We start from the raw sequence: 21572 nt of genomic DNA on the forward strand, positions 1-21572 counted from the left end.
ATACGCGCCATGCATGACCTCTTGATGATCGACGGCCTGCAGTACTCCAACTGGGGCCCGGAGATATTCCAGCAAATGCAGGCCGGTGGCCTGAGCGCGGTGCACGCCACCATCGCCTACCACGAGAACGCTCGCGAAACCCTGTCGCGCCTGGGCGAGTGGAACCGCCGCTTCGAGACCTGGCCCGAACTGATCCGCCCGGTACGCTCGGCCAGCGACATTCGCCTGGCCCATGAAGAGGGCCGCGTGGGGATCTTCTTCGGCTTCCAGAACTGCTCGCCGATCGAGGACGACATCGCCTTGGTGGAAGTCTTCCGCCAGCTCGGGGTGTTCGTCATGCAGCTGACCTACAACAACCAGAGCTTGCTGGCCAGCGGTTGCTACGAGCGCGAAGACAACGGCATCAGCCGCTTCGGGCGCCAGGTGATCGCCGAGATGAACCGCGTCGGCATGCTGATCGACATGTCCCACAGCGCCGAACGCAGCACGCTGGAGGCCATCGAGCTGTCGACCCGGCCAGTGATCATCTCCCACGCCAACCCGTCGAGCTTCCACGCCGCCAAGCGCAACAAGTCCGACGCGGTGCTGCGCGCAATCGCCGAGTCCGGCGGGCTGCTGGGCTTTAGCACCTACCCGTTCCACCTCAAGGGCGCTTCGGAGTGCTCCCTGGAGAGCTTCTGCGACATGGTCGCGCGTACCGCCGACCTGATGGGCGTCGAGCACATCGGCATCGGCACCGACCTGTGCCAGGGACAGCCGCTGTCAGTGCTCGAATGGATGCGCAACGGCCGCTGGAGCAAGGAGAAAGACTACGGCGAAGGCTCCAAGGACAACGCCAACTGGCCAGCGCCGTTGCAATGGTTCCGCGACAGCCGCGACTTCCCCAACATCGCCCAGGGCCTGCGCGCCCGTGGCTTTGCCGAGGAAGACGTGCGCAAGATCATGGGGCTGAACTGGTTGCGCCTGCTGGAAACCGCCACCACGGCGCAGGCCTGAGCCCCTCGCACGGACAGCCTTACAAAAACAACAATCACAGGTTCCGGAGGCTAAATGAAAAACCCAACCACCCTGCCGGCTGACGACCAGACCCTGCGCCTGCCGCTGTCGCGGGACATCGACTGGCCGCTGTTTCTGATCAGCGGCGGTTTCCTCGGCGCATTCCTGTTGGCGGCCCTGATCGACATCGATGTGGTCTCGGCCCTGGTCAACACGTTGTTCGCCTGGTCGACCAAGGCCTTTGGCCTGTATTGGCAGGTCTTGATGCTGGCGACCTTCGTGGTCAGCCTGGCCATTGGCTTTTCCAAGTGCGGGCGCGTACGCCTGGGCGGCGTGACCCAACGCCCGGACATCAGCACCTTCAACTGGATCGCCGTGATCATGTGCGCCCTGCTGGCCGGCGGCGGCGCCTTCTGGGCCGCGGCCGAGCCGCTGATGCACTTTGCCAGTCCGCCACCGCTGTTCGCGGGCGTGCAACCGCACAGCGAAGCGGCGGCCTCTGCAGCCCTGGCGCAGTCCTTCGTGCACTGGGGTTTCCTGGCCTGGGCGGTGCTCGGCAGCTTGCTGGCGATCGTGCTGATGCACCTGCACTACGACAAAGGCTTGCCACTGGCTCCGCGCACCCTGCTCTACCCGCTGTTCGGCGAACGCGCGCTCAAAGGCCCGATCGGCACCCTGGCCGACGCCACCTCGATCATCGCGGTGGTCGCCGGCACCATCGGCCCGATCGGTTTCCTGGGCTTGCAGATCAGCAGCGCCTTGCATGCGGTGTGGGGTGTCCCCAACGGCATCGTTACCCAATCGATCACCATCGTGCTGGTCACGGCGATGTACACCGTCTCCTGCCTGGTAGGGCTCAAGGGCATCCGCTTCGTCAGCGAAATCAACGTCTGGCTGATGATTGGCCTGGCGGTGTTCATGGTGGTGTTCGGGCCGACGCTGTTCATCCTCGGCGGTTTCCCGCAGGCCTTCGCCCTGCATGTGGAGCACTTCATCCCGATGACGATGTTCCGCGCCGATCCCAAGTGGCTGGACTGGTGGACGGTGTTCTACTGGGGCTGGTTCATCGGCTATGCGCCGATGGTGGCGCTGTACGTCGCGCGGATCTCGCGGGGCCGCACCATCCGCGAGATCATCATGACCCTGTCGATCATCGCACCGTTGGTGACCATGTTCTGGTTCACCGTGGTCGGCGGGACCGGCATTGGCCTTGAGTTGCAGACCCCAGGCATTGTCACCGCTCATGGCGCCCAACCCGAGGACCTGCTGCTGGGCGTGACGCAGAACCTGCCGCTGGGCGGCTTGATCAGCGCGCTGTTCCTGTTCCTGAGCTTCATCTCGGTAGCCACCAACGGCGATGCCATGGCCTTCACCGTGGCGCTGGCGATGTCCAGCAACGATAAACCGAAGAAATGGCTGTGCGGCTTCTGGGCCATCGGCATGGGCCTGGCGGCGGTGGTGCTGATCACCATCGGCGCAGGCGGCGTGACCGCCCTGCAGTCCTTCATTGTCATCACCGCGGTGCCGGTGTCGCTGGTGATCCTGCCAGCGTTGTGGGATGCGGTGCGCATCGCCCGGCACATGGCCCGCGAACAAGGCGTCTGAACATGATGCATCCAGGTACGACAACAATGTCCAACACCGTGCTTGCCACCCCCACGCTGCGCCCTGCCGACCAGGTCATGGACTTGGCCCGGTTGGGCAGCCACTTCCAAAGCCCGCTGAGCTTCGTGCGCAGCAGCATGCGGCGGATGATGAACCAGCGCTGGCAGATCCAGCGCAGCCGCTTCGACCTCGATGGCGAAGGTTTCGGCACTGTGATCTACCGCATCGACACGCCGAGTGCCCATTACCACTGCGTGATCTTCTCGGCCTACCTGCCGCCGGAAAAGCGCAGCGACCGGGTGATCGCCGACCAGTGGGACGTGACCTTCGTGCTGGTGGCCGGGGATGTCGACGCGGCGCAACTGGACGAGCTTGCGCGCAACGTGCCGCTGCAGGAAGCCGGTCGCTTCGATGCCCGCGTGCTGGTGCTGTCCCGGGCCAACCGCAGCCTGCGCAACTTCGACCGGTTCCTGGCGGCGCTGGCCGAAGGACAGCAACCGGACCCGCGTCAGCTGGCCGAGGTGGGCTACCTCTACCGCACCACCGCCGTCTACGGCAACGGTAAGTTCGGCATCGCCGACTTTGGTTGCCTGCAAGACAACCCGGACTTCAACCAGCCGTTCAGCGCGCAGATGTTCACGGTGTACCTGCTGCGCCATTTCAGCATCGAGCAGATCGAGCACATGGCCCGTGCGCTCAACCCACAACGGGCGGTACAGCTGGCCCCGGCACTGCAACGCTACCTGGGCGTAGGCAATGCCACGGGCCTGGGCATGGCGCCTTTTTTGATCAATCACCCGCAGCTCGTGGAGCGCTGGATCAGCACGCGGGAAACCGCCCTGGCGCAGGTACTGGCACGATCGGCCGAACCTGCGCATCTGGCCCGCCTTCAGCGGTTGCTCAGCCGCGCCCACCTGCACCTGAGCCAGACCCAGACCGAAGATGTGCGCCAGCACGAGCAAAACCTGCGCACCCTCGCCGAGCTGTCGGCGTTGGCCGACTGGCTCGGTGGCCAGCCGGCGGGCGACGATCTCTGGCCGCGCCTGCTGGCCTGGAGCGAAGCCCACGCCGACCTAGGTTGCCAGGAACTGCTGGTGAGCCTGTTGCTGGAGCTGTACCCCGAGCAAGTCACGCCGCTGGCCGAGCAGATGGGTGTGGTCGAAGGCCTGCGCCTGGATGCCCAGATGCCCCTTGCGCAGTTGCGTGAACTCATCGAGCGGCAGTACGCCTGGGCCCTGGCCTACGACTTCGGCAATGTCGAAGCCGAGCATTTCTTCTGGTACCGCTCGGCCGAAAAAGAAGAGCCGCGCCTGGGCATGCGCGCCGAGGAGCCGGGCGCCGAAAAAGAGATGCAACTGGGCATCGCCCGCAACATCCAGCGCTGTCATGGGGCGTTAGTCGAGCACCTGCGCGAGCAACCCCAGGCACTGACCGCGCATTTCCTCATCGCCCAACCGGCGTTCAAGGGCACGGTGCGCCGCCTGCAAGGCATGGCCCATACCAGCTATGGCGAAATCCGCGCCAACCTGCTGGCCCAGGACATGCTGCCGATCCACCTGCTGCGCTGCAAACTGGCGTTCTTCGGCGCGGGCAAGTTCGACCCCAAGTCCAGTCGCTGGGTACGCATCACGCTGTTCCAGGGCGCGCCGCTGGTCAGCGACATCGGCCAGCCGTTCGATGACGACTGGAACTTCGCGGTGATGCCGCAGGAGGGGCTGTGACCATGCGCGTATCGCTCAACGAAATCCAGGTGATGTGCCGCAAGGCCTTCGAAGGCATGGGCTTTGCCGCTGGCGACTGCGAGGACGCCGCCGACCTGGTCGGCTGGTTGCACCTGCAAGGGCTGGACGGCATCGGCACGCTGGAAAAAGCCCTGGACTATCTGCAAAGCGAAGCCGAGCAGCCGTTCACCCTGTGCTACGAAGACAGCGCCCTGCTGGTGATCGACGCCAAGGGCCAGAGCGTGCTGCGTTGCGCCGCGACCGTGGTGGAACTGGCGCTGGGCAAGGCCCTGCGCAGCGGTCAGGCGGTGCTGCGTATTCACCACTGCCACAACCGCCTGCTGTTGCTGGGCTACCTGAGCCGGGCGGCCGAGATGGGGCTGCAGGTGCAGGCCCGCTGGGACGATGCCCGCCAGCGCCATGTGGCCAGCTTCGCCGCAGGCGCCAACCATCCTCAACTGCACTGCGACGCCCCGCCCGGTGCCGGGGATGCGATCGAGCAAAGCATCACGGTGTTGTTCAGTCGGCCTGCCCGGGCCATCGCTCCGGTCGCCGCGACCCACAGCCTGCTCAACCAAGGGTTCACGGTCAGCGAACACACCTGGCGCAGGCTCAAGCAGATGGCCGATCACATCCTCGTCGAAAGCACCGAAGCCTCCCGCCGCCATGGCGCGGGCGGCGGCAGCGATGCCGACTGACCCTTACCGAACACTCAGGAATTTCCTTCATGAAACATGCGATCAAGACCAACCTGTTCGCCTCCAAGGCCCCATTGGAATGGGCGGTCGTCGGCAATGGCACTCTGTACACCGCACAGATTCCCATCGACGCCCACGGCCAGGTCGTCGCTGGCGGCATCGAGGCCCAGACCCGCCAGACCCTGGACAATCTGCGGCACACCCTGGAGGCGGCCGGCAGCTCGCTGGACGCCGTGACCCAAGTGCTGATCTACGTCACCGACCGCAGTTACCTGGCCACGGTCAACAGCCTGTACACCGATTATTTCCAAGCGCCCTACCCCAACCGTGCAGCCGTGGTGGTGGCCGGTTTGGCGCGGGAGGAAATGCTGGTGGAATTGGTGGTCTACGCCTGCGTGTAAACCCACCCTGAGGCTGCCTGGCAGCCTCGCTCGCGCAAGGCACCGGCCGTGCCGTTCACGGCAGTTCGGTTAACCCGCTCGCACAGGATTCACCGGGGGCCAGGTGGGTGTCGATTTGCACGCGAATGGGCCTCGAGAACCCTGCAAGAACAGAAGTTGGATAGACAGATCGCGCACCGCGCAGACCAATCGCGCACTCATCGTCGTCGCCAGGGGCCTGTGCAATATCGCGGCCCAACGAACGCGCTAATAGTGGCTAGCCCCTACACAACAACGAGGCTAGATCCGTGTATTCACGCGTCCTGTGTTCCCTATCCCTGCTCACCCTCGCCATTGGCGCCGCTCACGCCGCCGAACCGCTCAACACTCCGCGCCTGGTGGGCATGGACAACTTCCGCGACATTGCCGGCACCACCACCGCGTACAGCACCGCCCACAATGGGACCCTGCGCGCCGGCGTGTTCTACCGCACCAACGCCGTGACACCGACCAACGCGGACATGGCCACCCTCACCAGCCTGAACATCGGCAAGGTGTTCGACCTGCGCACCCCCAACGAGATCGCCGTCACGCCTGACCGCCTGCCGCCCGGCGTTCGCTACCAGAACATCGACATCATCGGTGCGACCACCTCGGGGGTGGACATCACCAACACCACGTTTCACAACGCCGACGAGGCGATTGCGATGATGAAGGAGACCAACCGCGCATTCGTCTATGACGCGGGCATGCGTAGCCAGTACACCGTGCTGTTCAACGAACTGGCCAGCGCCGAAGGCGCGACATTGTTCCATTGCACCGCCGGCAAGGACCGCACCGGCTGGACCGCTGCGGTACTGCAAAGCATCGCCGGGGTGGACGACGCCACCATCATGGCCAACTACCTGGCCACCAACGACTACACCGCTGACCGCATCGCGGCGACGCTGGCAGCGCTGCCGCCGAACCTGGCGGCGATCTACGGGCCGATGATCGGCGTGGACGCCAGCTACCTGCAGGCTGGGCTCGATGAGGTCAAGGCGCGCTACGGCACCATGGACAACTACCTCAAACAGGGGCTAGGCCTGTCCCAGGAAACGATCTACGTGCTGCGCGGCAAGATGGTCCGCTATACCAGCCTGCCCGGCCAGGCCAGCCTGCAAGGCAACGCTGCCGCCGGCGCAGGTCTGTTGCAAGACCTGCAGGACAGCTCGCTCTCTGGCACTTACAGCGCCTACAACTACTACCTGCAATCGGCCATCGATGCTGGCACTTTGGGGGGCTTGGAATCCACTGTCGGGGGCCAGGTGCATGCCGATGCGGCCAGCTACCTGCTGCGCCAGGGCGCGATGATCGACCAGGCAGCAGCGCCCTTCACCCATGGCGCGGACCTCAAGCCTGGTCAGTCGCGCCTGTGGAGCACGGCGCTGGCCGGCTATGTGGGCACCGACGGCTCGTCCCACGCACAAAGCAGCAACGAGCACAGCCAGGGCCTGATGATCGGCGTGACCCAGCGCGTTTCCGAGCAGCTCAGTGCCCATGCCGGCTTCGGTTACAGCAACGGCAACGTCGGCGGCGCTGGTGGTGAGGCAGACACCGACCTGACCTTCCTCAGTGCAGGTGCCCGCTTCGCTCCCGGCAGCCTGGAGCGAGGGCTGTTCATCGATGCCAAGGCCAGCGCCGGGTGGTTCGACTATCAAAGCAAGCGCGATCTGGGCGGCGGCCTGGGCCGGGCCAAGGGCGACAGTCACGGCAACCTGGCGGGGGCGAGCGTTGCCTTGGGCTATCGCCTGAACAGCGGCGCGCTGGTGCTGGAACCGAGCCTGGGCGTGAGGGTCAGTCATGTGGACCTGTCGGGGTTCACTGAAAAAGGCAGCGAGCTGGCCCTGGACGTCGATGGCATCGGGCAGACCCGACGCAGCGCCGTGGCCAACCTTCAGGGCAACCTGGCGGCGGTGCACTTGGACAGCGGCTGGCAGCTGGTGCCGGGCTTCTCGGTGGGTTACGAGCATGTGCTTGGGGATCATCAGGTGGACAGCGAAGGTCATCTGCTGGGGCTGGATATCGAACAACGCGCCGCGTTCGACAATCGCGACCAGTTCACCGGCGCGGTCAACCTCATGGCCAACCTGGGTGCGTTCAGCGTGGGCGGTGAAGTGGCGGCCATGGGGGGCGGTGACAGCCATGGGGTGAGCGGGAGCCTGAAGGCCAGCTACGCGTTCTGACCCCCACTGCTCTGCAGAGCGGGGGCTTACACTCCCCGCAGCACCTGAGCGGGGCTCACGCCATAGGCCTGTTGGAAGTAGTGCGAAAACCGCCCGGCGTTGCTGAACCCATGACGCAACGCCACCTCCGACACCGAGCCGGACTCCCCACGTGCCAGGGCTTCATAGGCCCGCTCCAGGCGTACCTGGCGTTGATAATCGACGATCGATGCCCCCACGAACCGCTTGAAGCCCTGCTGCAGAGCCCGCAGGCTGACGTTGGCCAGCGCTGCCAGCTCGGCCCCGCTGGACAGGCTGTGGGGGTTGGCGCGGATGTAGTCCATGGCCAGCTTCACATGCCGCGGCGCGATTTGCGGCGAGGGCCGGCGCAGCGCTTCGCTGTGGTTGTGCGGCCAGGCCTCGAGCACCGCGTCGACCAGCATTTCCTGCAAGCGCACTGGCATCAGCACGCCCGCGTGGATCAACGAGTCGAACGCGTTCCCCGTGGCCAGCTCGAGCAACGCACGAATGCCCTGGAACGCCGCGACACCCAGGTCCACCACCGGCTCGAAGCGGATCGGCTGTAATACCGGACGGCCCAACAGGATCGCCAGCCGCTCGGTGATCAGCCCCCGGCGGATCGACATGCCGCACTGGGCATGGTCGTCGGCAAAATGCAGGGTCCGGATCGCTCGCTTGTCGATGGCCAGGCCCATACCGGGCCGGCCGGTCGTCTCGACGCCGTGCTCGAAGACGACCCGCCCGGCGCTGGGCAGCACGAAGGTGATCTCATCTTGCGGGGCGCCAAAGGTGATGGAGCAATCGCCCCGGTAGTGCATGCGGCGAAAGCTGACGCCCTCGTGCCGCCCATAGACGCCACTGATGACGATGTCGTCCGACAGCGCCAGCGAGTCGGCATAGAGGTTGTCGAACATCTGCGAGAACAACGCACCGAAAGCGTCGCTGCGCAGGCCTCGGGAGCGGAGGATGATCTGTTTGCGGGGCGTGCCGGAAAACACCTTAGGGTCACCTTCTTGTTGTTTGGACGCATGGGCGCCTGACCTTACCAAGGGGGCATGACAGCGACGTGACCTGCACATGGCCAGGGCTTGAGCAAAACAAAACACAACCGCGGCAACATTTCGAAGTAAATTCCTACAGAAAGTAGCGAATTACCCTCGTAGAATTGTCGCCTGGCGTGTGCTGCGTGCGCCCGGGAGCCTTCCCGAATACGGAGAACATTCATTTGTTTTCCGAGAGCTATTTTCATGTTGCATGCAGCCTCCACACTGTTTTGGCGTTCCCCGCTCCGCCGTGTCTCGGCCGGGCTTTCCAAGCGCCATCCCCTTCCCTTCCTCCCATCCTTTGCTGCAGTGGCCCGGAACGTCCGGGGCCATCGTTTTGCTGTGTCCGCATTCCGACGCGCCGCTGCCCTCGCGAAGGTGACGTCATGAACGAGGACTCCCGTATGAATGCACCTGTGCCCACCCTTGCGCGGCCGTCGCTGCTGCACCGCCTGCTGACCAGCGAGGCCGCTGGCGGCGTGCTGCTGATGATCACCGCTGCCCTTGCCATTGTCCTGGCCAACAGCCCTTGGGCTAGCACTTACCAACATCTGTTGCACTTGCCCGTGGGGCCCACGCTCAGCGACAAGCTCGGCCCGATGACCGTTCACCTGTGGGTCAACGACGGGTTGATGGCGGTGTTCTTCCTGCTGGTGGGGCTGGAAATCAAGCGCGAGCTGGTCGATGGCCGTCTGGCCACCTGGGAGCAACGCCGCCTGCCGGCGTTGCCGGCCTTGATGGGCATGGCCGTCCCGGCGCTGATCTTCCTGGCGGTCTCGCGCAGCGAACCGGGCCTTGCCAGCGGCTGGGCCATCCCCGCGGCCACGGACATCGCTTTCGCCGTCGGCGCCCTGGCGCTGCTGGGGCGGCACGCACCGCTGTCGCTGAAGGTGATGCTGGTCTCGGTGGCGATCATCGATGACATGGGCGCCGTGGCGATCATCGCGCTGTTCTACACCTCGTCGATCAACCTGCTGGCCCTGGCTGCAGCAGGCGGGATCATCCTCGTGCTGCTGGCGTTCAACCGTCTGCGCGTGGTGTCGCTGTGGCCGTACCTGCTGGGTGTCGCGGCGCTGTGGTACGTCACCTTGCTGTCGGGTGTGCACGCCACCATCGCTGGCGTGGTCGGCGCACTGTTGATTCCCTACAGCGCCGGGGTCGGCAAAGCCAGCCCGCTGCTCAAGCTCGAGCACGCCCTGGCGCCATGGGTCGGGTTCTTGATCGTGCCGGCCTTTGGCTTTGCCAATGCGGGGGTTTCCTTCAGCCACTTGAGCGTGAGCGATGTGCTCGCCCCGCTGCCACTGGCCATTGCCCTGGGCCTGTTGCTGGGCAAACAGCTGGGCGTGTTCGCAGGCGTCTGGCTGGCGGTCAAGACCGGCCTTGCGGCCAAGCCGCGCGGCGCCAGCTGGCTGCAGATCTACGGGGTGGCGATGCTGTGCGGCATCGGCTTTACCATGAGCCTGTTCATCGGCGAGTTGGCTTTCCCAGGGCAGCCCGAGCGGATCGACGAGGCCAAGATCGGCATCCTGCTCGGCTCGCTGGTGTCGGCGCTCGTCGCCTGCGCCATCCTGCGCTTTGCGCCCAAGCGCCAAGCCTGAAGCGCGGCACTCACGCGCGCACCGTTCGTCGAGGGCCGCACACATGCGGTCCAACCCCCGATGCCAATGCCCTTCTAACGAGCACGTGTTCAACACTGCCTTGGAGGGCAACCGACGATGAACGAACGATTCCTCGAATCGCTGACGACCACGACGCTCTTTGGCATCTCTGTGCTCAACCTGATGCTGGCCCTGGCGGTCAGCATCCTCACCTTCCTGATCGCTCGCTGGGCGATCAGCTTCGTCAAGCGCCGGGTCCAGCATTGGTCCTCCCACGATGGGCATTTCGCCCAAGTCCTGGCCAAAGTCCTCGATGGCACCAGCAACGTGCTGTTGCTGCTCGCCGCGCTGCTGGTGGGCCTGGGCGTGCTGGACCTGCCCGAGCGCTGGCTGGACCGGGTCGGCAGCCTGTGGTTCGTGGTCGCCGCCCTGCAGATCGGCCTGTGGGCCAACCGCGCCATCGCCCTGGGCCTTGCCCGCTATTTCGCGCGGCACAGCGCCGAGGGCTTCTACCAAGGCAGCGCCCTGGCCACCCTGTCGGCCTGGGGCGCGCGGGTGCTGCTGTGGTCGATGGTGTTGCTGGCGATGCTGTCGAACCTGGGGGTGAACATCACCGCCTTCGTCGCCAGCCTCGGCGTGGGCGGGATCGCCGTGGCGCTGGCGGTGCAGAACATCCTCGGCGACCTGTTCGCTTCCCTCTCCATCGCCGTGGACAAGCCATTCGAGGTGGGCGACTTCATCGTCATCGGCCCACTGGCCGGCACGGTCGAACACATTGGTCTGAAGACCACGCGCATCCGCAGCCTGGGCGGCGAGCAGATCGTCATGGCCAACGCCGGCATGATCAGCAGCACCATCCAGAACTACAAACGCCTGCAGGAACGGCGCATCGTCTTTGAATTCGGCCTGTCCTACGACACGCCCACCGAGGCGGTGAAAAAGGCGCCGGGCATCGTCGCCCAGGTGATCAAGTCCCAGCAGCAGGTACGCTTCGACCGCGCGCACCTGCGCGGCTTCGGCAAGGAGTCGCTGGAGTTCGAATGCGTCTACATCGTGCTCGACCCCGGCTACAACCTGTACATGGACATCCAGCAGGCGATCAACTTCCAGTTGCTCGAGCAGTTCGCCAGCATCGGGGCCAAGTTCGCCGTGCCGGCGCGAGCGATCAAAGTGACCTCCCTGCCCCAGGCTTCGAACCAGATGGGCCGCGAAGCCGGCGTGTTCAAGGCCAGGGACTGATCGGTCCGGGCTTTGGCCGCACCACTTCGAAGTGCCCGCGAAATACCGTTTCGACGATGCGCCACTGACCCGCCTCTCGTCGGTAGCGGTCCTGGTAGAAGCCACCAAGCTGGCGGGTCACGCCGGTTTCAGCGTCGCGGTTCTGGTAGTGCAAGGCCCAGCGCGCCTGGGCGTTGTCTGGGTCTTGGTAGTCGATCTGCGGGTTGGCGGCGTGGTGCAGATCGATCACCCGGGGCACACAGGCCAGTTCGCGGTATAGCGCCAGGAACGGTTCGCGGTCGTTGAACACGCCCAGCGGGCCGTAGTCGATCAGCACCGGGCCTTGAGCGAAACAGTCGCGAATCGCGGCCACGTCCTTTAGATCGCATGCGTTCAAGTAACGATGCTTGAGCTCTCGGATGGCCTCCAGGGCCTCGAGGCGGGCGATGCGTTGCTCCAGTGTCATTGCGTCTTGCATGAGGTTCTCCCTGGGATGGTTGCCACCAGACGCTGTTTTCATCTGCTGCACCTTGGGCAGGTGCGCGCCCTCGCAGCCCCCTGCCCTTGAACGTTCCGGGGGCCGCCTGCTGCTTGTCCTGTCGCGGACGGTGCTAGCAAACCTATCCTTACGCGAACGCCCGATGCACCCTCCATTTGGACTAGGTCTGTAGCACAGACCCCGACACCCTCCAACGACATCCCTTTGCCCACTCTCGCCATGCGTAAGCATTCGATTGAGTGCGCGCTTCTTTACACTTGCTTTACATTTGTGAATCGTTACTATTTGCGACAGAAAACAACAACGCGAGTGATTCGTAATGGCAAAAAAGTCTGTCGCCCCAGCATCGCTGTCGATGCTGGGCCTGTTGGTAATCCCTGCCGCCTACGCTGAAACCCAGCAAACGCTGGCCTTGCCAGCGACCCCGGTCACCGGTGCCTACGAGCAGCAAAGCTACAAGGCCAGCGAAAGCAAGAGTGCCCTGAAGATCGATGCGCCCCTGCGCGACATTCCCCAGACGGTCAACGTGGTGCCAGAGAGCGTGATCAAGGATCAAGGCGCACAGTCCATGGAAGACGTGCTCAAGAACGTGCCCGGGGTCGGACTCTCCAACGGCGATGGCCAACGCGACCAGGTCACCATTCGTGGCTTCAGTGCTATCGGCGATATGTACATCGATGGGGTTCGCGACGACGCCTTGTATTTTCGCGATCTGTCCAATATCGAGCGCGTCGAGGTCATCAAAGGCCCGGCTGCCGTGCTCTACGGCCGTGGTTCGTCAGGTGGCTTGATCAACAGCGTCAGCAAGAAACCAGGCTTTGCGCCCAAACACGAAGTGGGGATGACCTTCGACACCGAAGGCAAGCGCCGCACCCAGTTCGACACCGGCTATGCCGACCCGCAGGGCAACCAGGCCTATCGCCTCACCGGCGCGTTCGAGGACAGCGACACCTTCCGCGAAGATGGCTACATTGATCGCAAGGCCATCGCACCGTCGGCGTATTTCCGTCTTTCTGACGACTTGGAATTGAACCTGGGTGCCACCTACCTGTACGACAAACGCCTGATCGACTTCGGTATCCCGGCCCTGGGCAACCGCCCGGTGGATGTGGACCGCGACAAGCGCTTCGGCTCCGGCGACGCCGACCAAGACTACGCCCGCAGCGAAGTGTTTTCCTTCACCGCGAGCCTGGACTACCGCATCAACGACGACTTCACCCTGACCAACACCAGCCGCTACTACCACTACGATCTGGACCGCAACAACACCCTGGCCGACAGCAGCCCGACCCGCTTCGTCACCGCGCCGGACGGCGAGCTGTTGGTCAAACTCAACCGCGGCAACGTGACCCGCGACGAGTACGGCGTGTTCAACCAGACTGAGCTCAAGCAGCAGGCGCAACTGGCCGGCATGCAGCACAACCTGCTGTATGGCGTGGAAGTGGGCTATCAAGACAAATACCAACGCGTGTTCAGCCAGAACAACGTCGCTCAGGTACCGGTGTATCGCGACGGCTTGGTCCCGGTCCCGGAGCATGCCGCCAACCTGACCTCCAAGGGCACCAATTACCAGCAGACCGCAGGCTTTTACGTGCAGGATCTGATCGAGCTGAACGAGCACTGGAAAGCGCTGGTCGGCGTGCGGTATGACATCTTCGGCCAGGAGTACGACGACATCCGTGCCGACGACGTCGACCTTGACCGTACCGACAAGACCTCGAGCCCACGCGTGGGCCTGGTGTACCAGCCCGACCAGATCCAGTCGTACTACGTATCCGTCAGCCGCAGCTACCAGCCTTCAGGGGAAATGTTTGCCGTCAACGCCGGCAACGCGGATTTGGAGCCTGAGAAAACCACCAACTACGAGTTGGGCGCCAAGTGGGACTTGCTGGACAACAAGCTGGCGGTGACTGCAGCCATCTTCCGCCTGGAGCGCACCAACATGCGGACCCCAGACCCGGTCGTCCCAGGATTGACCATCCTGGCCGGCGAGCAGCGTACCGACGGCTTCGAGGCGACGGTCACCGGTCAGCTCTCGGACAAATGGCAGGTCTATGCCGGCTACGCCTACCTGGATGCAGAAATCATCAAATCCAACGCCAAGACCAACGGCGTTGCCAACGAAGGCCAGACCCCAACGCTCACTCCACGCAACAGCGCCAACCTCTGGCTGGTACGCAGCCTCAACGCACAGTGGCGCGTCGCCGCCGGCGCCAATTATGTGGACGAGCGCTACACCGCCTTGGACAACCGTGTGGTGATGCCTGGCTACACCACCTTCGATGCCGCGCTGCTGTACAGCGAACAGCACTGGGACATGGCGCTGCGCTTGAAGAACGCATTCGACCGGGACTACTACGCCTCTGCCCATGGCTCGGTGGACCTGATCACCCCAGGTGCCCCTCGTACCCTGGAAGCCAGCCTGGCCTACCGCTTCTGATGCCACAGGCTGTCCTGGTGCCTGACCAGGACAGCCTGCCACTTGCCACTCACCCCGACGCCAGCCACCGCTCATTGGCTTTCAATGTCCGGCTGGAAGGCTCCAGTTCCCCGATCCGCTCCAGCCGAGCCCGCACGATGTTGCGGCTGATGCCCAGCAGCCGTGCGGTCTGCAACTGATTGCCATGGCAGTAGCGATAGGCCGTGCGAAACACGGCCTCTTCGATGTGCTCGTAGAGGTCCGGCAGGTTGCGCTCGTACAACGCCAGCAACGCAGCATCCAGGCTCGCTTCGAGGGGCGGGGCGGGCAGCGCCTCATGGCGTGACGCAGGGGTGCGCATGTCGGCCAGGTGCAAGTCGCCCGGCTGAACCCGCTGCTGGCGGCAGACCAGCAGCGCATGGTGGATGGCGTTCTCCAGCTCGCGGATGTTGCCAGGCCAGCTGTGCCCGAGCAGCTTGCATTCGGCCTCGGGGCTCAAGGTGGCGCGCTGGTAGCCCAGACGCTGGCAATGCTCCTCGACGAAGAACCTGGCCAGCGGCAGGATGTCCCCGGGCCGTTCGCGCAACGGCGGCAGGCGGATGGTCGCCACGTGCAGGCGGTAGAACAGGTCCTCGCGAAAATGCCCGGCCACTACGGCATCGGCCAGGTTGACGTTGGTCGCCGCCACCAAGCGTACGTCGATGGGGATAGCGTTGCGCGAACCCAGGCGCACCACTTCGCGCTCCTGCAGCACCCGCAGCAGCTTGACCTGCATGTTCAGTGGCAGATCGCCGATCTCGTCGAGAAACAGCGTGCCGCCATTGGCCGCCTCGAACCAGCCGGCCTTGCTGGAGGTGGCCCCGGTGAAGGCGCCCTTCTCGTGTCCGAACAACTCGCTCTCCACCAGGCTCTCGGGGAACGCGCCACAGTTCACGGCAACGAACGGCGCCCGGGCGCGTCGGCTCAACTGATGGATATGGCGGGCGACCAGTTCCTTGCCCGTGCCCGTCTCGCCGATGATCAACGCATTGGCTTCACTGGGGGCAAGGCGCTCGATGCGGCTGAGCAGTTCGCGCGAGCGCGGGTCCTCGAAGACCAACACGGTGGCACGCACCGATTTGCTCAGTTCTCGGGCGTGGGGATGGGTGAGCAGCGACATGGCGGCAAGTCCTTTGGCAGGCAATGGGTCGATAGTGCCCGAAAATCCTTATTACAAAATAATTATAAATATTCATTTGCTTATAACTTTGTTGGCACTGTTGCACCAGCAGCACAGCAGCAGCAACCCTTGCTGCCAGCGCAGATCCCCCAGCCCATGCGACAAGCCCGCCAAAATCAAGAAAATCACAATAAATTCAATTAGTTATCCAACAAAAATAAAAACCGGTACGGTTGTTGCCCTACCCCCAAGGTGTCCTGCCAGACCAGGACGCGCCGGATGCCATGCGCGCCAGCCAACGGACGCACGCACCGTCATTACGACAACGCAGCCACACCGCTGCACGACGTCCGTTCCGAATGCCATTGGGGATCAGCATGTTCAAACGCACCGCACTTTCCATCGCCGTCGCCCTGGGGGGGCTGCCCGCATTGACGGCGCTGGCTGACGAAAGCCTTACGCCCAGTGAGTCGACCACCGTCGACAGTACCGGCTCTACCTTGTCCAAGGTGGTGGTCACCGCGCAGAAGCGCGAGGAGACCGCCCAGGAAGTTCCAGCTTCGATTTCAGTGCTCAGCGGCGACAAAATCCGCGACAGCTCGCTGCAATCGGCCAACGAGGTCACACGCTTCATCCCCAACGCTTCGGCCGGTACTACCGAGGGTCATGGCCGGCCGCGCTGGTGGATTCGCGGCCTGGGCACCGGCGATCAGGGCGCCAATACCGTGAGCCCCGTGGGCATCTATGTCGATGACGTATACATCGCCAACATCAGCGCCACAGGTTTCCCGCTGTTCGACCAGGAGCGCGTCGAGGTCCTGCGCGGCCCCCAAGGTACCCTCTGGGGCAAGAACACCACCGCCGGCGCAATCAACTTCATCTCGCGCAAGCCGACCTTCGAACGCTCTGGCTATGCCAAGGCCGGCTATGGCGACTATGACGATCGTGTGCTCGAAGGCGCCATCAGCGATGCCCTGGTGAGCGATCGCCTGGCCGCACGCCTGTCGTTCCGCCATCAGGGCCGCGATGGCTACAACGAGAACATCGCCGACCACAACGACCAAGGGGCGCTCGAGGACGACGCCGCGCGGCTGCAGTTCCTGGCTTACATCAACGATGATCTGGAGGCCAACCTCAACCTGCATGCCCGCAGCTATCACGACACCGGCGGCTACAGCACCGTGAGCTATGGCCTGCGTCCCGATGGCAGCAACCAGTTCGGCTACCGTATCGATCCCAAGCAGGGCAAGGTCAACTACAACGCCAAATACCAAGTGCAGATCGACCAGGTCGGCACCAACCTCAACCTCAACTGGCAGTTGGGCGACTTGACGCTCACCTCCATCAGCGCGTTCGAGCACTTCACACGCGACGGTTTCAGCGATTCGGACAACACCCCGCTCGAGCTGCAACGCAGCTACGCCTATGCCGACAGCCAGCAGTGGTCCCAGGAGCTGCGCCTGGCCTCGCCGCGCGAGGACCGGCTGAACTGGGTGGTGGGCCTGCACTACTTCAACGAGGACCTCGACTCGCGCAACGCCAGCGCCGCCCTGGACAACCCGTTCATCCCTCGCTACTACAACAACCTCAGCTACAACCAGGGCACCGAGAGCTACGCGGTCTTCGGCAGCAGCACGTTCCGCTTCACCGAGGACTTCAGCATCACCGCCGGCCTGCGCTGGACCCGCGAAACCAAGGACATCGACCTGCGCCGGGTGCAGAACCAGGGCCAGGCTGACTTTTCCAACGGCGACTGGTGGAAGCCTGGCAGCGTGTCCAGCCCGCTGGTGGTCAACGCTGTGCAGGACGAGCACAACACCTGGAGCGACTGGACTTACGATCTCACCCCCGAGTACCAGATTTCCGACAACGCGCGGGTGTACCTGCGCTACGCCTATGGCTTCCGCTCCGGCGGTTACAACACCGGCGCGACCAGCCAGGCGACCGTGGCCACGGTGAACCCGGAATACCTGACCTCCTACGAGCTGGGGGTGAAGTCCGAGTGGCTGGATGGGCGGCTGAACGCCAACGCCGCGCTGTTCTACTACGACTATGAAGACATCCAGCTGAATATCGTCAGCGCGGTGAACAACCAGACCGTCTCGCGCCTGGCCAACGGTGCCGAGGGCGAGGCGTACGGCGCGGAGTTCGAGCTCGAAGCGGTGCCAGTGCAAAACCTGCACCTGAACTTCGCCCTGGGTCTGTTGCACACCGAGTTCACCGACTACACCTCCGGCAGCAACGACTATTCGGGCAACAAGTTCGTCCGCGCACCGAACGTCTCGGCGGTGATCGGCGCGGACTACCGCATCCCGCTGCAAGTCGGCGGCGCACTGGTGCTGGGCACCGACTGGAACACCCGCAGCCGCCAGTACTTCTTCTCCAACGACCAGAGCCAGAACATGCGTAGCGGCGGCTATACCCTGGGCAACGCGCGGATCACCTACGAGCTGCCCGGCGACACCACTCAAGTGAGCGCCTATGTCAGCAACCTGACCGACAAGGAGTACCGCAACCACACCCTGCCGGGCGGCTTCCAAACTGCCGGCGTGATGTTCGGCGACCCGCGCACCTTCGGCGTTTCCGTCACCACCGAATTCTGACCCCAACGCCCGCGGCATGTGCCGCGGGCCTGCTCGAGGAGCCCATCATGCCCATCGCTACCCTGCCCCGGCTGCTGCGTCACCTGCTGCTGCCCGCCGCGTTGCTCACGGCCCAGGCCCAGGCGGCTGAACCACAGACCGTGCGCATCGCCACCGTGGCCTATGCCAATGCCGGCAAGACCATCTTCAATGGCCCGTCCTACGTCATGGATCGGGACAAATGGCTCGAACAGCAGCTGGCCCAGCGCAACATCAAACTCCAATGGGTACCGGCCGCCACTGCCTCGGTGGGGACATTCGTCAACGAAGAGTTCGCTAACCGGCGTATCGATTTCGCCTTCTATGGCGACCTGCCGTCGATCATCGCCAATGCCTCAGGCGTCTCGACCCAACTGATCGTGCCTGGCGGCAGCGGCAACAACGTGTACTTGGTGGTGCCGCCGGGGTCATCGGCCAAATCCATCGCCGACCTCAAGGGTAAGCGCATCGCCCTGCACCGCGGGCGGCCCTGGGAGCTCTCGTTCGCCAAGTTGCTCGACGCCAACCAGCTGCGGTTCGATGACTTTCGCATCTTCAACCTCAACCCCCAGGCCGGTGCCGCTGCGCTCAGTGCGGGGCGTGTCGATGCGCTCTTCACCCTGAGCGATGCGTATCTGCTCGAAGACAAGCAGGTCGGGCGCATCATCTGGTCGAGCAAGCAGGCCCCCGCTGACTGGCGGATGCGCGCCGAACTGTGGGGCGCCAAGGATTTCATCGCCCAGCAGCCTGAGATTACCCAACTGGTGGTCGATGCCTACCTCAAGGCCGCCCACTGGACCGCGCAACTAGAGAATCAGGCAGCGTACCTGGCCTACCAGGCGCAGTCCGGGCAACCTTTGAGCGTGTTGCAGCGCGAAGCCGAGGGCCAGCCTTGGGCGCAGCATTTCAGCCCCCTGTACGACCAGGCGCTGCGCCAGCATTACACCGACGCCATTGCCTATGCCCTCAAGGCTCGGTTGATTCGCGGCGAGGTGAACGTAGAGACCTTGCTCGAGCCGAAATTCGTGCAGCAAGGGTTGCAGAATCTGCAGCTGCAGCAGTACTGGACAGTGCCTGTGGCTTCGGTCGCCACCCAGCCCTGATCAACACCGCCGGGGCTGCGCAGCAGCCGCCGGGATCAGGCCACGCGTTCCAGCAACTTTTGGCCCTGTGCCCACAGCCCGGTCATCTTCCACTGCTGCTCCAGCACGCCCGGGCCGAACTCCTGGGAGGCGCCGAACAGTTCAGCCAGCCCTTGGAAGTGCGCGCCCTCCTCGATCAGCAAAATCAACTTGGACACCTGCAACAACGACTCACCCCAGAACGTGGCGCCGCCATTGGCTTCGAGAATGGCCGGTGTATACGGGTTCTGCTCGATACGCTCGACGATGAACGCTTGTTCAGGCTGGCGACGGTCGATGTAGATCGGCAGCTCGCGGGCCAACGTCACGCGCTGGGAGGCGGCATAGCGGATCGGCAGTACCCGGTGCGCACTGGCCCAGCCCCCCAGGTACGGGGTATGCACGTGAATCACCACATTCACCTCAGGACGCCGCTGGAACACCTGGGCGTAACGCTGGCCATTGCCGCCGGCCTTGCGTCCGCTCAAGGGGGAACTGCCGTCGGCGGTCTCGTCCAGCACCACCTCGCCATCGTAATTGGCAACCACTGCGCGAATGGTCGGGTCATCGGCCCAGGGGCTTGGGGCGTGCAGGGCGATCACCAGATCGCTGTCCGGCACACGCAGGTAGGCCTGGAAGGTATTGGTGGCGCTCAGCGTGCGGGTATCGCGCAACACCTGGAAGGCCTTGGCGAAATCGTGCCGTACGCGATCGAGCTGGGCGAGCAGTGCCGGGGTGATTCGATGGGACATGGTGCAACTCCTGTGTAGCGCCTCGGAAAGTCGGGCTAGCACTGTCTGAGCAGAAGTTGTGCCACTCCTGAATTTCAAGTTTTTTCAATCACTTATCCGTTACAAGATCAATTTCCACGGCACGTACGGCCCGCATCTGCTGCGGCGCCAACAGCCGTTGCTGACCAAGTGTTGCTGGATCAGCAATCGCGCTCATGGATGCGGCTTGAACCACGCTGCACCCCTTGCTGCACAAGGCTTCCAGACTTTCGGCACAGCCCTTGCTCAATGACTGGCAAGCCCACGCTGGATGCGTTCGGGCCTTCCTTCATGCAGCCACTGGAGCACAGCCATGAGCACCGAATTCTTCTGGCGCCTACCCTTGGGTAGCGACGGCCCTTACCTGGCCACCGACAAGAACAACCGCGGCGCCCCGACTTACCGTCCGGGCAACATTGCCCCCGGGCGTCTGCCCAACGGCGAGGCCGACGGCTTCACGTACATCGACTACATCGCCCAGGTGGCCAAGGCCGCCGAGCTTGCAGGCTTCGAAGGGGCCCTGCTGCCCACCGGGCCGGAGCCGTGGATCGCCGCCGCGGCTTTGGCCCGGGAGACCCGCCGCATCAAGTTCCTGGTGGCCTTCCAGGCCACCTGGACGCTGCCGGCCTATGCCGCCCAGCAAGCCGCGATCCTGCAGAACCTCAGCCACGGCCGCCTGGAGTGGAACATCATCACCGGTGGCAACCCTGCCAGCCAACGCGCCAACGGCGACTTCCTCGAACACGACAAACGCTATCAGCGCACCGGTGAATTCCTCGACATCATCGAGGGTCTGTGGCGCAACGAACAGTTCAGCTACCAGGGCGATATCTACCAACTGGAGAACGGCGCGCTGCCACCAGGGCTCAAGCACGAGCGCAAGCCGAGCATCTACTTCTCCGGCTTCTCCGACGCCGCGCTGGACGTGGCCGCGCGCCACGCCGATGTCTACCTGAACTGGGCAGAGCCGGTGGACAAGCTCAAACCCCACTTGGACCGTGTCCGCGAGTTGGCCGACAAACAAGGCCGCCAGGTGCGCTTCGGCATCCGCATCGACCTGTTCGCTCGCGAAACCGAAGACGCCGCCTGGCGCGAGCTGCGCCAGCAATACGAGCGGATCGACACCCGCACCAGTGCCGCGATCAAGCACTTCGCCAGCGGCTCCGACTCGGTGGGCGCCGCCCGCCAGAGCGCCTATCACCAGCACCTGGAACGCTTCGACGACCTGATCCTGGGCCCTAACCTCTGGGCCGGTTTCGGCAAGGCCAAGCCAGGGCCCACCGTGGGTCTGGTGGGCAGCCACGAGAACGTCGCCGAACGCCTGGCCGAATACCGCGACGCCGGTTTCTCGACCTTCATCCTGGCCGGCAATCCGCACCTGGAAGAAGCCCTGCGCATCGGCCAGGAAGTTCTGCCGCTGGTGCAGACCCGCCGTCACTCGCAAGACGACCACCCCACCGCGCTGAAGGCCAGCGCCTGACCCTGCAAGGAGCTGCACA

Annotated in this window: 17 protein-coding genes; 13 read left to right on the forward strand and 4 right to left on the reverse strand. The window is 64.1% G+C overall.

The window, feature by feature from the left end:
* Positions 1-9: 9 nt before the first annotated feature.
* From R6G97_RS17860 to R6G97_RS17885, 6 genes are all read left to right on the forward strand, one after another.
* Entirely contained in the window at positions 10-996 is a 987-nt protein-coding gene (locus R6G97_RS17860) for a dipeptidase (RefSeq protein WP_090345593.1), read from the forward strand.
* A 54-nt stretch (positions 997-1050) separates the two neighbouring features.
* Positions 1051-2601 (forward strand): BCCT family transporter, encoded by a 1551-nt coding sequence (locus tag R6G97_RS17865; RefSeq protein ID WP_317847302.1) that lies wholly within the window; start codon positions 1051-1053, stop codon positions 2599-2601.
* 26 nt (positions 2602-2627) lie between these two features.
* Positions 2628-4322 (forward strand): hypothetical protein, encoded by a 1695-nt coding sequence (locus R6G97_RS17870; RefSeq protein ID WP_197853600.1) that lies wholly within the window; start codon positions 2628-2630, stop codon positions 4320-4322.
* Positions 4323-4324: 2 nt separating this feature from the next.
* Positions 4325-5020 carry a DUF3726 domain-containing protein gene (locus tag R6G97_RS17875; RefSeq protein WP_043209242.1) on the forward strand — a complete coding sequence of 232 codons (696 nt, stop codon included), beginning with the start codon at positions 4325-4327 and terminating at the stop codon, positions 5018-5020.
* A 29-nt stretch (positions 5021-5049) separates the two neighbouring features.
* Positions 5050-5421, forward strand: a complete 372-nt coding sequence (locus R6G97_RS17880; protein ID WP_090345589.1) for a RidA family protein — start codon at positions 5050-5052, stop codon at positions 5419-5421.
* 287 nt (positions 5422-5708) lie between these two features.
* The gene (locus tag R6G97_RS17885; protein ID WP_317847303.1) at positions 5709-7625 is read left to right on the forward strand and encodes a tyrosine-protein phosphatase; all 1917 of its coding nucleotides are present in this window, start codon (positions 5709-5711) and stop codon (positions 7623-7625) included.
* Positions 7626-7651: 26 nt separating this feature from the next.
* Here R6G97_RS17885 and R6G97_RS17890 read toward each other — a convergent pair whose 3' ends face one another.
* The gene (locus R6G97_RS17890; RefSeq protein ID WP_232092034.1) at positions 7652-8623 is read right to left on the reverse strand and encodes a helix-turn-helix transcriptional regulator; all 972 of its coding nucleotides are present in this window, start codon (positions 8621-8623) and stop codon (positions 7652-7654) included.
* Positions 8624-9072: 449 nt separating this feature from the next.
* Here R6G97_RS17890 and nhaA point away from each other — a divergent pair, with 449 nt between their 5' ends.
* Positions 9073-10266, forward strand: a complete 1194-nt coding sequence (gene nhaA, locus R6G97_RS17895; RefSeq protein WP_102082004.1) for a Na+/H+ antiporter NhaA — start codon at positions 9073-9075, stop codon at positions 10264-10266.
* Positions 10267-10383: 117 nt separating this feature from the next.
* The gene (locus tag R6G97_RS17900) at positions 10384-11505 is read left to right on the forward strand and encodes a mechanosensitive ion channel family protein (protein WP_043209235.1); all 1122 of its coding nucleotides are present in this window, start codon (positions 10384-10386) and stop codon (positions 11503-11505) included.
* On the opposite strand, the gene R6G97_RS17905 is transcribed toward R6G97_RS17900, so the two are convergent.
* Positions 11489-11962 carry a nuclear transport factor 2 family protein gene (locus tag R6G97_RS17905; protein ID WP_232092036.1) on the reverse strand — a complete coding sequence of 158 codons (474 nt, stop codon included), beginning with the start codon at positions 11960-11962 and terminating at the stop codon, positions 11489-11491. The two genes, R6G97_RS17900 and R6G97_RS17905, sit on opposite strands and share 17 nt — an antisense overlap.
* Positions 11963-12302: 340 nt before the next feature.
* On the opposite strand from R6G97_RS17905, the gene R6G97_RS17910 reads away from it, so the two are divergent.
* The gene (locus R6G97_RS17910; protein WP_317847304.1) at positions 12303-14423 is read left to right on the forward strand and encodes a TonB-dependent receptor; all 2121 of its coding nucleotides are present in this window, start codon (positions 12303-12305) and stop codon (positions 14421-14423) included.
* Positions 14424-14472: 49 nt separating this feature from the next.
* Here R6G97_RS17910 and R6G97_RS17915 read toward each other — a convergent pair whose 3' ends face one another.
* The gene (locus tag R6G97_RS17915) at positions 14473-15561 is read right to left on the reverse strand and encodes a sigma-54 interaction domain-containing protein (protein WP_197853605.1); all 1089 of its coding nucleotides are present in this window, start codon (positions 15559-15561) and stop codon (positions 14473-14475) included.
* On the opposite strand from R6G97_RS17915, the gene R6G97_RS17920 reads away from it, so the two are divergent.
* The 3 genes from R6G97_RS17920 (at position 15544) to R6G97_RS17930 (ending at position 19285) form a co-directional block, all read left to right on the forward strand.
* Positions 15544-15765: a hypothetical protein gene (locus tag R6G97_RS17920; protein ID WP_253132442.1), complete on the forward strand. Its 222-nt coding sequence runs from the start codon at positions 15544-15546 to the stop codon at positions 15763-15765. The genes R6G97_RS17915 and R6G97_RS17920 overlap by 18 nt on opposite strands.
* A gap of 173 nt (positions 15766-15938) precedes the next feature.
* Positions 15939-18164, forward strand: a complete 2226-nt coding sequence (locus R6G97_RS17925; RefSeq protein ID WP_197853606.1) for a TonB-dependent receptor — start codon at positions 15939-15941, stop codon at positions 18162-18164.
* 47 nt (positions 18165-18211) lie between these two features.
* Entirely contained in the window at positions 18212-19285 is a 1074-nt protein-coding gene (locus tag R6G97_RS17930) for an ABC transporter substrate-binding protein (RefSeq protein ID WP_317847305.1), read from the forward strand.
* A gap of 35 nt (positions 19286-19320) precedes the next feature.
* Here the strand turns inward: R6G97_RS17930 and R6G97_RS17935 are convergent, their stop codons facing one another.
* The gene (locus R6G97_RS17935) at positions 19321-20055 is read right to left on the reverse strand and encodes a class II aldolase/adducin family protein (RefSeq protein ID WP_317847306.1); all 735 of its coding nucleotides are present in this window, start codon (positions 20053-20055) and stop codon (positions 19321-19323) included.
* 331 nt (positions 20056-20386) lie between these two features.
* Here R6G97_RS17935 and R6G97_RS17940 point away from each other — a divergent pair, with 331 nt between their 5' ends.
* A complete protein-coding gene (locus R6G97_RS17940; protein WP_043209223.1) occupies positions 20387-21553 on the forward strand; it encodes an LLM class flavin-dependent oxidoreductase in 1167 nt (388 codons plus the stop codon).
* Positions 21554-21572: the final 19 nt, after the last annotated feature.

The organism is Pseudomonas sp. HTZ2 (genome assembly GCF_033173945.1).
GTDB classification, from domain to species: Bacteria; Pseudomonadota; Gammaproteobacteria; order Pseudomonadales; family Pseudomonadaceae; genus Aquipseudomonas; species Aquipseudomonas guariconensis.

Bases quoted from the DNA above. Each gene is read 5' to 3' on its own strand.
- R6G97_RS17905 (WP_232092036.1), bottom strand. From the start codon at position 11,962: ATGCAAGACGCAATGACACTGGAGCAACGCATCGCCCGCCTCGAGGCC.
- R6G97_RS17940 (WP_043209223.1), top strand. From the start codon at position 20,387: ATGAGCACCGAATTCTTCTGGCGCCTACCCTTGGGTAGCGACGGCCCT.
- R6G97_RS17860 (WP_090345593.1), top strand. From the start codon at position 10: ATGCATGACCTCTTGATGATCGACGGCCTGCAGTACTCCAACTGGGGC.
- R6G97_RS17915 (WP_197853605.1), bottom strand. From the start codon at position 15,561: ATGTCGCTGCTCACCCATCCCCACGCCCGAGAACTGAGCAAATCGGTG.
- R6G97_RS17935 (WP_317847306.1), bottom strand. From the start codon at position 20,055: ATGTCCCATCGAATCACCCCGGCACTGCTCGCCCAGCTCGATCGCGTA.
- R6G97_RS17920 (WP_253132442.1), top strand. From the start codon at position 15,544: ATGGGTGAGCAGCGACATGGCGGCAAGTCCTTTGGCAGGCAATGGGTC.
- R6G97_RS17880 (WP_090345589.1), top strand. From the start codon at position 5,050: ATGAAACATGCGATCAAGACCAACCTGTTCGCCTCCAAGGCCCCATTG.
- R6G97_RS17910 (WP_317847304.1), top strand. From the start codon at position 12,303: ATGGCAAAAAAGTCTGTCGCCCCAGCATCGCTGTCGATGCTGGGCCTG.
- R6G97_RS17925 (WP_197853606.1), top strand. From the start codon at position 15,939: ATGTTCAAACGCACCGCACTTTCCATCGCCGTCGCCCTGGGGGGGCTG.
- R6G97_RS17900 (WP_043209235.1), top strand. From the start codon at position 10,384: ATGAACGAACGATTCCTCGAATCGCTGACGACCACGACGCTCTTTGGC.
- nhaA (WP_102082004.1), top strand. From the start codon at position 9,073: ATGAATGCACCTGTGCCCACCCTTGCGCGGCCGTCGCTGCTGCACCGC.
- R6G97_RS17870 (WP_197853600.1), top strand. From the start codon at position 2,628: ATGTCCAACACCGTGCTTGCCACCCCCACGCTGCGCCCTGCCGACCAG.
- R6G97_RS17865 (WP_317847302.1), top strand. From the start codon at position 1,051: ATGAAAAACCCAACCACCCTGCCGGCTGACGACCAGACCCTGCGCCTG.
- R6G97_RS17875 (WP_043209242.1), top strand. From the start codon at position 4,325: ATGCGCGTATCGCTCAACGAAATCCAGGTGATGTGCCGCAAGGCCTTC.
- R6G97_RS17930 (WP_317847305.1), top strand. From the start codon at position 18,212: ATGCCCATCGCTACCCTGCCCCGGCTGCTGCGTCACCTGCTGCTGCCC.